The sequence below is a fragment of the Collimonas sp. OK412 genome, from assembly GCF_900112135.1.
GTDB classification, from domain to species: domain Bacteria; phylum Pseudomonadota; class Gammaproteobacteria; order Burkholderiales; family Burkholderiaceae_D; genus Collimonas; species Collimonas rhizosphaerae.
On sequence record NZ_FOLC01000003.1, the window covers coordinates 237,883 to 251,439 of the forward strand.

Below are 13,557 nucleotides of genomic sequence, written 5' to 3' on the forward strand. Positions count from 1 at the left end.
ATGCTGCGCCGGCGCCGCCGGGCGCCGTCATGGCCACGCTTTAGACGTAGCGGACTTCCAGGATTTCATACTCGCGAATGCCGGATGGCGCTTGCACGCCCACCACGTCGCCTGCGGTCTTGCCGATCAGCGCGCGTGCGATCGGCGAAGTCACGGAAACCTTGGACAGCTTGATATCGGCTTCATCGGTGCCGACGATCTGATAAGTCACCTTATCGCCCGACTCCAGGTCTTCCAGGTCGACCGTAGAGGCGAACACCACGCGTCCGTCCGCATCCAGCGTTGCCGGATCAATAACCTGCGCGGCGCCCAGCTTCCCTTCCAGGTCGGCGATCCGGCCTTCGACAAAACCTTGCCGCTCTTTCGCCGCATCGTAATCCGCGTTTTCCGAAAGATCGCCATGCGCGCGCGCTTCCGCGATGGCCTTGATGACCGCTTGACGCTCTTTGGTTTTCAAATGATGCAATTCGTCTTTCAGCAATTGCGCGCCATGCTTGGTAAGAGGTACTGAGCTCATAGGGATGGTATTCAACAAATATTAAATAAGGTTTATGACGCAGGGTGCGCCACGCACACGATAAAAGGTCACGGAGGTCAAAAACGCACCGGGAAAAGATGCGCTGATGACCTCCGCAGGAACTTCTGTAGCTAAATTGTGCGTTTCATCGGCTTCCAGGCGCCAACACAGCCCGGAAGCGACTCAGGATGCGCCTAGGCACATCCTGATCTGGCCTTAGTGTAAGGTTTTATGCAGCCCTTGTAAATCATAGACATGCAACTCGTCCAGATGACGCATCCCCTCGACCGCCGCTTCCGCACCGGCAATCGTGGTGTAGGTCGTGGCATGGGCCGCCAGCGCCGAGGTACGGATCGCCCGCGAATCGACAATCGCGCTGCGCTTTTCTTCGACGGTGTTGATCACCAATGAAATTTCATTGTTCTTGATCATGTCGACCACGTGCGGACGCCCTTCGACTACCTTGTTCACGGTTTCCACCGGGATGCCCGCAGCGCTGATCGCCGCTGCCGTGCCCTTGGTTGCCACTACCGAGAAGCCGATCGCTACCAGGTCCTTGGCTACCTGCACCGCGCGCGGCTTGTCGCTGCCCTTGACGCTGAGGAATACCTTGCCCGACTTCGGCAGCTTGATGCCGGCGCCGAGCTGCGACTTGACGAACGCTTCGCCGAAGGTCTTGCCGACACCCATCACTTCGCCGGTCGATTTCATTTCCGGTCCGAGGATGGTATCGACGCCCGGGAACTTCACGAACGGGAACACCGCTTCCTTGACGCTGAAGTACTTCGGCACCACTTCGTCCTTGATCCCCTGGCTGTCCAGCGACTGGCCGACCATGCAGCGAGCCGCAATCTTGGCCAGCTGCAAACCGGTCGCCTTGGATACGAACGGCACGGTGCGCGAAGCGCGCGGATTGACTTCCAGCACAAACACGACATCCTTGCCGTCGATCTGCTGGATCGCAAACTGCACGTTCATCAAACCGACCACGTTCAGGCCCTTGGCCATCAGCGCAGTCTGCCGCTTGATCTCTTCGATGGTGGCCGGCGCCAGCGAATAAGGCGGCAGCGAACAGGCTGAGTCGCCGGAGTGCACGCCAGCTTGCTCGATATGTTCCATGACGCCGCCGATGAAGGTACGGTCGCCGTCCGACAGGCAATCGACGTCGACTTCGATGGCGTCGTTCAGGAAGCGGTCCAGCAATACCGGCGAATCGTGCGAAACCTTGACTGCTTCGCGCATGTAGCGCTCGAGGTCGCGCTGCTCGTGGACGATTTCCATCGCCCGGCCGCCCAATACATAGGAAGGACGCACCACCAGCGGATAGCCGATTTCCTGCGCCAGGCGCAATGCGTCTTCTTCCGTGCGCGCGGTGCGGTTAGGCGGCTGGCGCAGGTTCAGGTCGTGCAGCAGCTTCTGGAAACGCTCGCGGTCTTCGGCGGCATCGATCATGTCCGGCGAAGTGCCGACGATAGGCACGCCGTTGGCTTCCAGGTCCAGCGCCAGCTTCAAAGGCGTCTGGCCGCCGTACTGCACGATCACGCCGTACGGTTTTTCCTTGTCGACGATTTCCAGCACGTCTTCCAGCGTCACCGGCTCGAAATACAGGCGGTCCGAGGTATCGTAGTCGGTCGACACGGTTTCCGGATTGCAGTTGACCATGATGGTCTCGTAGCCGTCTTCGCGCATCGCCAGCGCCGCGTGGACGCAGCAATAATCGAATTCGATGCCCTGGCCGATGCGGTTAGGACCGCCGCCCAGCACCATGATTTTCTTTTTGCTGGTCGGGTTCGATTCGCACTCTTCCTCGTAGGTCGAGTACATGTAGGCGGTGTTGGTCGAAAACTCGCCGGCGCAGGTGTCGACGCGCTTGTAGACCGGGCGGATATTCAGGGCCAGGCGTTTCTTGCGCACTTCGGTATCGGTCGTCTTCAGCAGCTTGGCCAGGCGGCGGTCGCCGAAACCCTTTTGCTTGAGGCGGAACAAGGTGTCGCGATCCAGCGCTTCCAGCGTCTGGCTGTTTTCCAGCCACAGTTCGATATCGACGATTTCCTTGATCTGCGACAGGAACCACGGATCGATATGGGTCAGCTGATGCACTTCTTCCAGCGTGAAACCCTGGGCGAACGCGTCGCCCACATACCAGATGCGGTCCGGGCCCGGCTCGCCGAGTTCTTCTTCGATGACTTCGCGGTCCTGGGTCTTTTCGTTCATGCCGTCGACGCCGACTTCAAGGCCGCGCAAGGCTTTCTGGAACGATTCCTGGAAGGTGCGGCCGATCGCCATCACTTCGCCCACCGATTTCATCTGGGTCGTCAGGTGGTTGTCGGCGGTCGGGAATTTTTCAAACGCAAAACGCGGAATCTTGGTGACCACGTAGTCGATCGATGGCTCGAACGACGCCGGCGTGGCGCCGCCGGTAATTTCATTGCGCAACTCGTCGAGCGTGAAACCCACGGCCAGCTTGGCCGCGATCTTGGCGATCGGGAAACCGGTCGCCTTGGAAGCCAGCGCCGAGGAACGCGATACGCGCGGATTCATTTCGATCACGATCATGCGGCCGTCAGCCGGGTTGACCGAAAACTGCACGTTGGAGCCGCCGGTATCGACGCCGATCTCACGCAGCACCGCCAGCGAGGCGTTACGCATGATCTGGTATTCCTTGTCGGTCAGCGTCTGCGCCGGCGCTACCGTGATCGAGTCGCCGGTATGCACGCCCATCGGATCCAGGTTTTCGATCGAGCAGACGATGATGCAGTTGTCCGCCTTGTCGCGCACCACTTCCATCTCGTACTCTTTCCAGCCGATCAGCGATTCTTCGATCAGCAGCTCCTTGGTCGGCGATGCTTCCAGGCCGCGCTTGCAGATGGTTTCGAATTCTTCGGCGTTGTAGGCAATGCCGCCGCCGGTGCCGCCCATGGTGAACGACGGCCGGATGATGACCGGGAAGCCGAGTTCCTTCTGCACGCCCCACGATTCTTCCATGGTGTGGGCCACGCCGGAACGGGCCGAACCGAGGCCGATCTTGGTCATTGCAGCCTTGAACTTGGAACGGTCTTCAGCCTTGTCGATCGCTTCCGGGGAAGCGCCGATCAGTTCAACCTTGTATTTTTCCAGGATGCCGTGGCGATGCAGGTCCAGCGCGCAGTTCAGCGCGGTCTGGCCGCCCATGGTCGGCAGGATCGCGTCCGGCTTTTCCTTGGCGATGATGCGCTCCACCGCTTGCCAGGTAATCGGCTCGATGTAGGTGACATCGGCCATTTCCGGATCGGTCATGATGGTGGCCGGGTTGCTGTTGACCAGGATTACCTTGTAACCCTCTTCGCGCAGCGCCTTGCAAGCCTGCGCGCCGGAGTAGTCGAACTCGCAGGCCTGGCCGATGATGATCGGGCCGGCGCCGATGATCAGGATACTTTTTAAATCACTACGCTTAGGCATTTTTATTTTTCTCCAACATCGTTTGATTCATCAATTGAATGAAACGATCGAACAAGGGGGCGATGTCATGCGGGCCGGGCGACGCTTCCGGGTGGCCCTGGAAGCAGAACGCCGGCTTGTCGGTGCGGGCGAAACCCTGCAGCGAACCGTCGAACAGGGAAACGTGGGTGACGCGGCAATTGGCCGGCAAGGTCGCGCCATCCACTGCAAAACCGTGGTTTTGCGAAGTGATCAGCACTTGCTTGCTGTCCAGGTCCTGCACCGGATGATTGGCGCCGTGGTGGCCGAACTTCATCTTCAGCGTCTTGGCGCCGGACGCCAGCGCCATGATCTGGTGGCCGAGGCAGATGCCGAAGGTCGGCACGCCGCGCTCGATCAGTTCCTTGGTGGCGGCAATCGCGTAGTCGCAAGGCTCCGGGTCGCCAGGACCGTTGGACAGGAAAATCCCGTCCGGGTTGAGCGCCAGCGCATCGGCAGCCGAAGCCTGGGCCGGCAGCACGGTAATCTTGCAGCCGCGCTGCGCCAGCATGCGCAGGATGTTGAACTTGACGCCGTAGTCGAACGCCACCACGTGGTATTTAGGCGTGATCTGCTGGTCGTAGCCGCGGCCGAGGCGCCATTCCGTCTGGCTCCAGCTGTAAGCCTTGGTGGTCGAAACCACCTTGGCCAGGTCCATGCCGGCCAGGCCGGGGAAACCGCGCGCCAGTTCCAGCGCCTTGGCGGTTGCGGCTGCGATATCCTGCTCGCCGGCAACGATGGCGCCGCCCTGCGCACCCTTTTCGCGCAGGATGCGGGTCAGCTTGCGGGTATCGATGCCGGCGATGGCGACGATGTTCGATTCCTGCAGGTAGGCGTCGAGGGTCTTGGTGGAACGGAAATTCGAGACCAGGCGCGGCAGGTCGCGGATGATGAGGCCGGCGGCATGGATTTGCGAAGATTCGACATCTTCTTCATTGACGCCGGTATTGCCGATATGCGGATAAGTAAGGGTGACGATCTGGCGGCTGTAGCTTGGATCGGTGAGGATTTCCTGGTAGCCGGTCATGGCGGTATTGAATACGACCTCGCCAGTCGTATGACCGGCAGCGCCAATGGAAATACCTTGGAAAATCGTCCCATCTGCTAGCGCGAGGATGGCCGGTACGGTGAGGCCAGAAAAAAATGGCTGCAAGGGGTAACTCCTGATGTTGTTACCGCCGCTGCGCTGCGCCAAACGACCGCTATGAAACCCCAAACAGTGTTGATTTGGCGGCTTTATTAGTCTTTTTGGGACGAGATGGAAGGTGGTACGCGCTACGGCGGAGTAAATTGGGCTAAACCCTGCAATTATAGCCGACAACGACCTACCCGGCAATCCGATCCGACGCCAAGCTGAGGGTTTTTGTATAAATAATTAGTAAAGACATGCGGCGATGATGCAATTGACAACTTAACTGACAAACAGCGCCGCAACAGAGGATGCCGCAGACAATATTGGTCAGCTTGCCGGTCCGGCGTTCCGAACCGGCAAGCCGCGGCAGCCGACCGTGGTCCCCGGTCTCGGATCAGGCGCTCAAAGCGGCAATGCCGGCCTTGGCGATCTGCACGTCTTCGCTCGACTTCACGCCGGAAACGCCGACTGCGCCAAGATATTCGCCGCCGACCACGATAGGCACCCCGCCCTCCAGCAAACCTTCCAGGTTTGGTGCGGTAATGAACGAGAAACGGCCGTTGTTGATCATGTCTTCGTAAATCTTCGATTCACGCTGGCCCAGCGCAGCGGTCTTAGCCTTGGCCGGCGCGATATGGGCTGAAATCGGCGCGCAGCCGTCGAGCCGTTGCAGCCACAGCAAGTGGCCGCCATCGTCAACGATCGAAATTGTCACAGCCCAGCGGTTCTTCACCGCCTCAGCCTCTGCAGCCGCGGCGATTTTCTTGACATCGTCGAGTGTCAACACTTGTTTGGATTTCATTTTTGCTCCTTGTGAAATAACTGAATATTGTACTTTAGTGCTCTGCAATAGGCATCTGCGCCGCCGCCATTCCCGGCAGATTATTTCTGGCGCGATATTTGCTTGGAAGAAAACCCAAATGCAGGAAACTCCCTGCCGCCATTCGGATTTATCCGATTTTAATTAGTGTATTGACATGATATAGTTTGGCCCCGTCGCCTGCCAAGTTTGACAGGTACCTCTTATTCACTTACATTCGTGCGATCGTAATGTCCCAACGCCCACCCGTAACGATGACGATCAAAGAAGCCTTCCCCCTATTCCAGACCTTCGCGCTCGCTTGCGCGCTGCTCGCCGGCTTATGGCTGTGCAGTCCCGCCCGCGCTTCCGATATCACCGATATCGACATGCGGCCGCAACCGAGCAGCACCCGCAGCAAACTCCAGCAATTTACCGATCGGGCGTCGGACTTGGCTGTCAGCGCAATGGGCATGATCGGCATTCACTATAAATACGGCGGCAATAACCCTGAAAACGGCCTGGATTGCAGCGGCCTGGTACGGTATGTTTTCAAGGACGCCTGGGGCGTCAATGTTCCGCGCACGGCAGCCGAACTGAGCCGCAGCGGCGAAAAAATCGACAAGCAGGACTTGAAGCCGGGCGACCTGGTGTTCTATAACACGCTGCGCCGCAGCTTCTCCCACGTCGGCATCTACCTGGGCGACAACAAATTCATCCACGCCCCGTCCACCGGCGGCAAAGTCCGCATCGAAAGCATGGACCTGGCTTACTGGAAATCGCGCTTTAACGGCGCGCGCCGCATCAACGATCCAGAGCCTGGCAGCGACAACCATCAATAACGGCCCTACCTGCAAAAAGCCCCTGCCAGTCGAAGACTGCCAGGGGCTTTTTGCTTGGTGCGCGCTTCGCTCCCGCCGCCACCGTTATTCCTCGCGCTTTTCCTTCAATTTCTTCTTGATGGCCGCCATCTGCGCCATCGCCGCCTGCTCGCCGGCCAGGATCGCTGTATTGCGTGCGGCGAAGTCGTTGCCCTTCATCGCCCCCAGGTCGGGACGAATGACAATGTCGGCGTCCTTCAATTCGTAGCTATTGATGCTTTGTCCCATGATGGCGAAAGTCTGCAGCAGCACATCGACCGAACTGGATGCGGCCTGAGCCTCAGGCGAAGCCGAAATATTCACCGCAATCACGAAATCCGCGCCCATTTCATGGGCAAAACGCACCGGCACCGGCGACACCAAGCCGCCATCGACATACAGGTGGCCGCCGATGTTCACCGACTGGAACACGCCCGGCACCGCCGAAGAAGCCCGCACCGCGACTCCGGTATTGCCGCGGCGGAACAGGATCGGCGCGCCGCTGTTCAAATCGGTGGCGACGGCGCCGAACGGGATTTTCAGCTTTTCGATAGGCACATTGCGGATGGTCTTGTTGACATAGTTCTGGATCGCCTCGCCCTTCAGCACGCCGCTGACCTTGGCAAAGAACGGCACCGACCAGTCGGAAATGGCGGCTTCGTCCATCTGCAAGGCGATCTTCTGCAGCGCAAAGCCGTTATTGCCCGCCGCATACAGTGCGCCGACCACGCTGCCGGCGCTGGTGCCGACCACGATGTCCGGCACGATCCCCTGCGCCTCCAGCGCCTTGATCACGCCGATATGGGCAAAACCGCGGGCAGCGCCCCCGCCCAGCACCAGGCCGATCTTGACCGGCTTGGGGACTTTCGGCTGGACAATCGGAGCGACCGCCACCGGCGGCACTTGCGGCGCGATCGGGTTGCTGCCGCAGGCGGCCAGCAAAACGCATAAAACGAGGCTCAGGGGCGGCAATAAGCGTGGCAAGGACATATGAGGGAGGCGGGACATTGAGCAAGATGAAGAAGAAGCGCAAACGCTGTCAGTCATCGACAACGAACGCGGCCGGCGGCAAGTGCCGCCGCAGAATTGTAGCCGATGTTGAAGAGTTCAGACCGCCGCGCCGCTGGAATTACGCTTGATCTTTCGCCGCAGCAACGATTGACGTTGCCGGCAATTTGACGGTAAACACGCTGCCCTCGCCAGGCCGCGACTCGACCACCAGGCTGCCGTGATGGCGCAGCAGCACATGCTTGACGATCGCCAAGCCCAGGCCGGTGCCCTGGGTTTCGCGCGAACGGCTTTTATCAACACGGTAAAAACGCTCGGTCAGCCGCGAGATATGCTCGGCGCTGATGCCGATGCCGGAATCCCTGACCACCAGCTGCGGCCCGGCCTTGCCGTTCTGCCAGAGAATCTGGATCTTGCCGCCGGCCGGCGTGTAGCGGACAGCGTTGGAAATCAGGTTGCTGAAAGCGCTGCGCAGCTCGTCGTTGCTGCCGTTGATGTCGGGCCCGTCGACCGCCAGCGAAAAGCTGTGCTTGCCAGCCGACAGCACCTCGGCTTCCAGCAGCAGGCTGCGCAGCATGGCCTGCATGTCCACCGGTTCGGGACGCAAGGGATAATCGATCGACTCCAGCCGCGTCAGGGTCAGCATGTCGCCGATCAGGTTCTGCATGCGGTGCCCCTGCTCTGTCATCAGCTGCAGGTGGCCGGCGCGGGTTTTCGGGTCGAGATCCGGCTGCGCCTGCGCAATTTCCAGGAAGCCGTTGATCACGGTCAGCGGTGTGCGCAGTTCGTGCGACGCATTGGCGATGAAATCGCGCCGCATCATGTCGATCCTTTCGGATTCGGTGGCGTCGTGGGTCACCAGGATCTGGCGCCGGTTCTCGAACGGGATGATCTGCACGATCAGCTTGCGCTCGCGCAGGCTCAGGGTCAGCGGCTGGTCGTAACGGCCCAGGATGATGTAATCGATAAAGTCCGGGGTGCGGATCAGGTTGGTCACCCGCATGCCCTTGTCGCGCCCATGCTGCAGTCCAAGATGGCGTTCGGCGGCCGGATTGCACCACTCCAGGAACAAGACGTCGTCCATGATGACAACGCCGTCAGGCAGCAAGTGCATGGCCTGGCGGAAGCGCGCCAGCCATTCGCTCAGTTCGGTCTGGTGTTTCTCGTCGTCGCGCCGCAAGCGGTACAGGCGCGAAAAAATGTCGGTCCACGCACCCCAGCCGTCCGGCAGCTTTTCGCTGCGCGGATTATCGAGCCAGCCGCTGAGCCGGAACAGGTAATGCAGCTGCACCACAACCGCAACCGACATCAGGGCCAAACCCAGCAGCAGGCCGGGCAGTACGCCAAACAAGGCCCAGACCACGCCTGAGATGACAAAGATCAGCAGGATCCGCAGCAATGCCGGGATCCAGAACAACATCTGTGGATTCATAAATCACTATTATGCGAGGGGAGCATCGTTCACGGCGCCGGATCACGGCAACCGGCCAGCGCTTGAAACCCAGCTGTATATATTGCGCTATTTTGCCGAAAGCATGTAGCCGACGCTGCGCACCGTGCGGATCAGGTGTTCCGATTCGCGCAGCGCCTTGCGCAGGCGCAGCACATGGACATCGACGGTGCGTTCTTCGATCACCACGTGGTCGCCCCAGACCTTGTCCAGCAGCTGGCTGCGCGAGAACACCCGGTCTGGATTGGCCATGAAGAATTTCAGCAGGCGGTATTCGGCGTGGCCGATATCGATTTTCTGGTTTTCCAGGCAGACTGAACAGCTGGCCGGATCGAGCGACACCGCGCCGGCCGACATCATGCCGGGGACTTCGTCGCTCCCCTTGCGCCGCAGCAGGGCCTTGACCCGGGAGGTCAGCTCACGCGGCGAAAACGGCTTGGTCATGTAGTCGTCGGCGCCGTTGTCGAGGCCGGAGATCTTGTCCTCTTCCATGCTTTTCGCGGTCAGCATCATGATCAGCATGGACTGCAGCTGGCGGTCGGCGCGCATTTGCGACAGCAGGCGCAAACCGCTCTGGTCCGGCAACATCCAGTCCAGCAGCACCAGGTGCGGCGTGCGGCGCTGGACGAATTCCCAGCCATCGGCGGCGGTATGCACGATGGAAGGAGTCCAGCCGGCTTCCTTGATGGTGAAACCAATCAGTTCGGCGATCGCCGGCTCGTCTTCAATGATCAGGATGGATGTTTTATCAGCGGCCATTTTTTAACACGCGGTTGACATGACATTACACTTCGTCATCGAACTGGCTGGTGGCGTAATCGGTATGGCGGATATCCTTGCCCTCGACAATGTAGATCACGTATTCGGCAATGTTCTTGGCATGGTCGCCGATGCGTTCGACCGCCTTGGCCACCCACAGGGTATCCATCGACGCCGAAATCGTGCGCGGATCTTCCATCATGAAAGTAATCAGGTTGCGCATGATCGAACGGAAATCGCGGTCGATCACTTCGTCTTGCGCGATCAGCTTCATGGCCTGTTTTTCATCCAGGCGCGCCAGCGCATCCAGCGCATCGTGCAGCAGGTCGGCCGCGCCGACAGCGATGACGCGCACCGTTTCGGTATGGTCGATGGTGCCGGCGCCGCGCTTGTGCAGATGGATCGCGGTGCGCGCGATTTTTGCCGCTTCGTCGCCGATCCGCTCCAGGTCGGTGATCACCTTGATGGTCGCCATCACCGTGCGCAGGTCGTTGGCGGTCGGCTGGCGGCGCACGATCAGGTGGCTGCAGGCGTCGTCCAGCTCGATTTCCAGGCGGTTGACCTGGTCGTCGTCCTTGATCACCCGTTCCGCCGCATCCAGGTTGCCGTTGCGGAAAACGTTGATCGCTTCCTGGAACTGGCGCTCGACCAGGCCGCCCATGAGCAATACCTTGGAACGTATGGTTTCCAGGTCCGTATCGTACTGTTTTGAAGAGTGTTCGCCGGTCATCTTGTTTCCTTCTGTTCTTTACGCGTCAAGGTTGAGGCTGTCGCTGGCATTAACCGAAGCGGCCCGTGATGTAATCCTGCGTCTCTTTCCGTGCCGGATTCATGAAGATCTGGTCGGTCTCGCCGAATTCCACCAGCTCGCCCAGGTACATGTAGGCGGTGTAGTCGGAACAGCGCGCCGCCTGTTGCATGTTGTGGGTCACGATGGCGATGGTGTAATCCTGCTTCAGCTCGCTGATCAGTTCTTCCACCTTGGCGGTCGAGATCGGATCCAGCGCCGAGGTCGGCTCATCCAGCAGCAAGACATCGGGACGCACCGCCACGCTGCGCGCAATGCACAGGCGCTGCTGCTGGCCGCCGGACAGGCTCAGGCCGCTCTTGTTCAGCTTGTCCTTGACCTCGCCCCACAAGGCAGCCTTCGACAAGGCCCACTCGACGCGCTCGTCCATCTCGCCCTTGGGCAGGTTTTCATACAGGCGGATGCCGAATGCGATGTTGTCGTAGATCGACATCGGAAACGGCGTCGGCTTCTGGAACACCATGCCAACCTTGGCGCGCAGCATGTTCAGGTCCTGCCCCGCTTCCAGGATGTTGCGGCCGGCGTACATGATCTTGCCTTCCGCGCGCTGGCCCGGGTACAGGTCGTACATCCGGTTCAGGGTGCGCAGCAAGGTCGATTTGCCGCAGCCCGAAGGGCCGATGAATGCAGTCACTTTCTTTTCATTGACATGCAGGTTGATATTCTTCAAGCCCTGGAACGCGCCATAGTAAAAATTCAGCTGCGAGATTTCTATGGTCGGCTGCTTGTCGAGAGTATTCGGTTTGATTGAGGTTTGCATAATATTGACCAGTAAGGATGGCAATCTAAGTGAATTCGTTAACCTGGAATTTTCTGGCTGAAAAGCGAACGCGACACGATGTTCAAGGCCAGCACGCTGAAGGTGATCAGCAATGCGCCGCCCCACGCCAGCGGCACCCAGTTGTCGAACGGGCTCATCGCAAACTGGCTGATCACCACCGGCAGGTTGGCAATCGGCTTGTTCATGTTGGTGCTGAAGAACTGGTTGTTCAAGGCCGTGAACAGCAACGGCGCCGTTTCGCCGGCAATCCGCGCCACCGCCAGCAGGACGCCGGTGACCACGCCGGCCTTGACCGCACGCAGGCGCACCAGCAAGGCGACTTTCCAGCGCGGCGCGCCCAGCGCGAATGCTGCTTCGCGCAGGTTGCCCGGCACCAGTTTCAACATGTTGTCGGTAGTGCGCACCACCACCGGCACCGCAATCAGGGACAAGGCAAACGTACCGGCCCAGCCCGAGAAATGGCCAACCTTGGCAACGTAGATGGCGTAGACAAACAAGCCGATCACGATCGACGGCGCCGACAGCATGATGTCGGTCACAAAACGCGTCACCTGCGCCAGCCTGCTCTCTTCGCCGTATTCGGCCAGGTAGATGCCTGCCAGGATGCCGACCGGGGTGCTGATCACGGTCGCCAGCCCCACCAGCATCAGGCTGCCGATGATCGGGTTCAGCAAGCCGCCGGCGCCGGAACCCGGGGCCGGCGTGTTTTGCGTCAGGATGCCGAGGTTCAGCGCGCCGAAACCTTTGATCACCAGCGTCGCCAGGATCCAGGCCAGCACGGCTATGCCCAAGGCCATCGCCAGGAATGACAGCACCATGCCGAAGCGATGCATCAGCAGGCGCTTGCGGTAGACCGGGTTGACCAGCGGGTTAGCCTGGATATCGGCATCCGCTTGCAGGGAATTCTTCATTTGGCACCTTCTTTACGGGACATGCCCATCAACATGATTTTGGCGATCGACAAGACGATGAAGGTAATCACGAACAGGATCAGGCCCAGCGCAAACAAGGCCGATACGTGCAGCGTGGTGGAAGCCTCGGCGATTTCATTGGCCAGCGTCGAGGCAATACTGTTGCCGGAGGCGAACAGCGACCAGGACAGCCGCTGTGCATTGCCGATCACGAACGTCACCGCCATGGTCTCGCCCAAAGCGCGCCCGAGGCCGAGCATGACGCCGCCGACGACGCCGGTCTTGGCGTACGGCAGCACCACCTTGCGCACCACTTCCCAGCGCGTGCAGCCAAGGCCGTAGGCGGATTCTTTCAGCACCGCAGGAACCACTTCAAATACGTCCCGCATGACGGAAGAGATGAATGGGATGATCATCACCGCCAGGATCAGGCCGGCGGTCAGCAAGCCAATGCCCATTTTCGGGCCGTTGAACAAGGCGCCGATCAGCGGCAGCTGGCCCAGCGTGGAGGACAGGAAAGGCTGGCCGTATTTGGCAAACAGCGGGGCGAATACAAACAGTCCCCACATGCCGTAGATGATGCTCGGCACGCCGGCCAGCAGCTCGACGGCGGTGCCCAGCGGACGGCGCAATTTCGCCGGGCAGATTTCGGTGAGGAACAAGGCGATCCCGAAACTTACCGGAAACGCTATCGCCAGCGCGATGAACGAGGTCACCAGGGTGCCGACGATGGCGATCATGGCGCCGTAATGGTCATTGACCGGATCCCACTCGACGGTGGTGATGAACGATGGCCCGAACTCGCGGAACACCGGCCAGGCGCCGATCGCCAGGCAAACGATGATGCCGAGCAAGACCAGCAGCACGATCAGCGAAAACAGCAGCGTGACCTTGTGGAAAAGAAAATCCTGGATGCGCTGCTTGCGCATCGCGGCAAGCAGGCTCTGATGCGATAAACCCGCTTCTTCAGCGCTGATTGCCTGGGGTGAGATCGATTGTGCCATGACAGGAATATTTGCACTCATGAGTAGCGATATCCAATGAAGAATAAGAAGCGGCGGCGGAAATTTCAACTA

12 protein-coding genes are annotated in these 13,557 nt (G+C 59.8%); 1 reads left to right on the forward strand and 11 read right to left on the reverse strand.

Features of this window, described 5'->3' with window-relative positions:
• Positions 1 to 40: 40 nt before the first annotated feature.
• From greA to BM062_RS05135, 4 genes are all read right to left on the reverse strand, one after another.
• Positions 41 to 517, reverse strand: a complete 477-nt coding sequence (gene greA / locus BM062_RS05120) for a transcription elongation factor GreA (protein ID WP_092394134.1) — start codon at positions 515 to 517, stop codon at positions 41 to 43.
• Between the two features lie 216 nt (positions 518 to 733).
• Positions 734 to 3,955 (reverse strand): carbamoyl-phosphate synthase large subunit, encoded by a 3,222-nt coding sequence (gene carB, locus BM062_RS05125; RefSeq protein WP_092394137.1) that lies wholly within the window; start codon positions 3,953 to 3,955, stop codon positions 734 to 736.
• Positions 3,948 to 5,126, reverse strand: a complete 1,179-nt coding sequence (gene carA, locus BM062_RS05130; protein ID WP_092394350.1) for a glutamine-hydrolyzing carbamoyl-phosphate synthase small subunit — start codon at positions 5,124 to 5,126, stop codon at positions 3,948 to 3,950. Before carA ends, carB begins: the two co-directional genes overlap by 8 nt.
• A gap of 373 nt (positions 5,127 to 5,499) precedes the next feature.
• Positions 5,500 to 5,907, reverse strand: coding sequence for a GlcG/HbpS family heme-binding protein (locus tag BM062_RS05135; RefSeq protein WP_092394141.1), 408 nt, complete (start codon positions 5,905 to 5,907; stop codon positions 5,500 to 5,502).
• A 248-nt stretch (positions 5,908 to 6,155) separates the two neighbouring features.
• Between BM062_RS05135 and BM062_RS05140 the strand changes: the two genes are divergently transcribed.
• Positions 6,156 to 6,746 (forward strand): C40 family peptidase, encoded by a 591-nt coding sequence (locus BM062_RS05140; protein ID WP_254784930.1) that lies wholly within the window; start codon positions 6,156 to 6,158, stop codon positions 6,744 to 6,746.
• A gap of 84 nt (positions 6,747 to 6,830) precedes the next feature.
• On the opposite strand, the gene BM062_RS05145 is transcribed toward BM062_RS05140, so the two are convergent.
• From BM062_RS05145 to pstC, 7 genes are all read right to left on the reverse strand, one after another.
• Positions 6,831 to 7,667, reverse strand: coding sequence for a patatin-like phospholipase family protein (locus BM062_RS05145; protein ID WP_371326550.1), 837 nt, complete (start codon positions 7,665 to 7,667; stop codon positions 6,831 to 6,833).
• Between the two features lie 226 nt (positions 7,668 to 7,893).
• Positions 7,894 to 9,204, reverse strand: coding sequence for a phosphate regulon sensor histidine kinase PhoR (gene phoR / locus BM062_RS05150; protein ID WP_092394150.1), 1,311 nt, complete (start codon positions 9,202 to 9,204; stop codon positions 7,894 to 7,896).
• An 87-nt stretch (positions 9,205 to 9,291) separates the two neighbouring features.
• Entirely contained in the window at positions 9,292 to 9,981 is a 690-nt protein-coding gene (locus BM062_RS05155) for a winged helix-turn-helix domain-containing protein (protein WP_092394153.1), read from the reverse strand.
• A gap of 25 nt (positions 9,982 to 10,006) precedes the next feature.
• Complete coding sequence (phoU, locus tag BM062_RS05160; protein ID WP_092394156.1) at positions 10,007 to 10,711, reverse strand: phosphate signaling complex protein PhoU; 705 nt, start codon at positions 10,709 to 10,711, stop codon at positions 10,007 to 10,009.
• 49 nt (positions 10,712 to 10,760) lie between these two features.
• Positions 10,761 to 11,549 carry a phosphate ABC transporter ATP-binding protein PstB gene (gene pstB, locus BM062_RS05165; RefSeq protein ID WP_092394159.1) on the reverse strand — a complete coding sequence of 263 codons (789 nt, stop codon included), beginning with the start codon at positions 11,547 to 11,549 and terminating at the stop codon, positions 10,761 to 10,763.
• A gap of 38 nt (positions 11,550 to 11,587) precedes the next feature.
• Positions 11,588 to 12,481, reverse strand: coding sequence for a phosphate ABC transporter permease PstA (gene pstA / locus BM062_RS05170; protein WP_092394162.1), 894 nt, complete (start codon positions 12,479 to 12,481; stop codon positions 11,588 to 11,590).
• Complete coding sequence (gene pstC, locus BM062_RS05175; RefSeq protein WP_254784932.1) at positions 12,478 to 13,485, reverse strand: phosphate ABC transporter permease subunit PstC; 1,008 nt, start codon at positions 13,483 to 13,485, stop codon at positions 12,478 to 12,480. The genes pstA and pstC overlap by 4 nt, the downstream gene beginning before the upstream one ends.
• Positions 13,486 to 13,557: the final 72 nt, after the last annotated feature.

What these genes read in the sequence shown, in the direction of transcription:
- phoU (WP_092394156.1), bottom strand. Translation starts at nt 10,711, where the DNA reads ATGACCGGCGAACACTCTTCAAAACAGTACGATACGGACCTGGAAACC.
- BM062_RS05135 (WP_092394141.1), bottom strand. Translation starts at nt 5,907, where the DNA reads ATGAAATCCAAACAAGTGTTGACACTCGACGATGTCAAGAAAATCGCC.
- pstC (WP_254784932.1), bottom strand. Translation starts at nt 13,485, where the DNA reads ATGGCACAATCGATCTCACCCCAGGCAATCAGCGCTGAAGAAGCGGGT.
- phoR (WP_092394150.1), bottom strand. Translation starts at nt 9,204, where the DNA reads ATGAATCCACAGATGTTGTTCTGGATCCCGGCATTGCTGCGGATCCTG.
- pstB (WP_092394159.1), bottom strand. Translation starts at nt 11,549, where the DNA reads ATGCAAACCTCAATCAAACCGAATACTCTCGACAAGCAGCCGACCATA.
- greA (WP_092394134.1), bottom strand. Translation starts at nt 517, where the DNA reads ATGAGCTCAGTACCTCTTACCAAGCATGGCGCGCAATTGCTGAAAGAC.
- BM062_RS05140 (WP_254784930.1), top strand. Translation starts at nt 6,156, where the DNA reads ATGTCCCAACGCCCACCCGTAACGATGACGATCAAAGAAGCCTTCCCC.
- pstA (WP_092394162.1), bottom strand. Translation starts at nt 12,481, where the DNA reads ATGAAGAATTCCCTGCAAGCGGATGCCGATATCCAGGCTAACCCGCTG.
- carB (WP_092394137.1), bottom strand. Translation starts at nt 3,955, where the DNA reads ATGCCTAAGCGTAGTGATTTAAAAAGTATCCTGATCATCGGCGCCGGC.
- BM062_RS05155 (WP_092394153.1), bottom strand. Translation starts at nt 9,981, where the DNA reads ATGGCCGCTGATAAAACATCCATCCTGATCATTGAAGACGAGCCGGCG.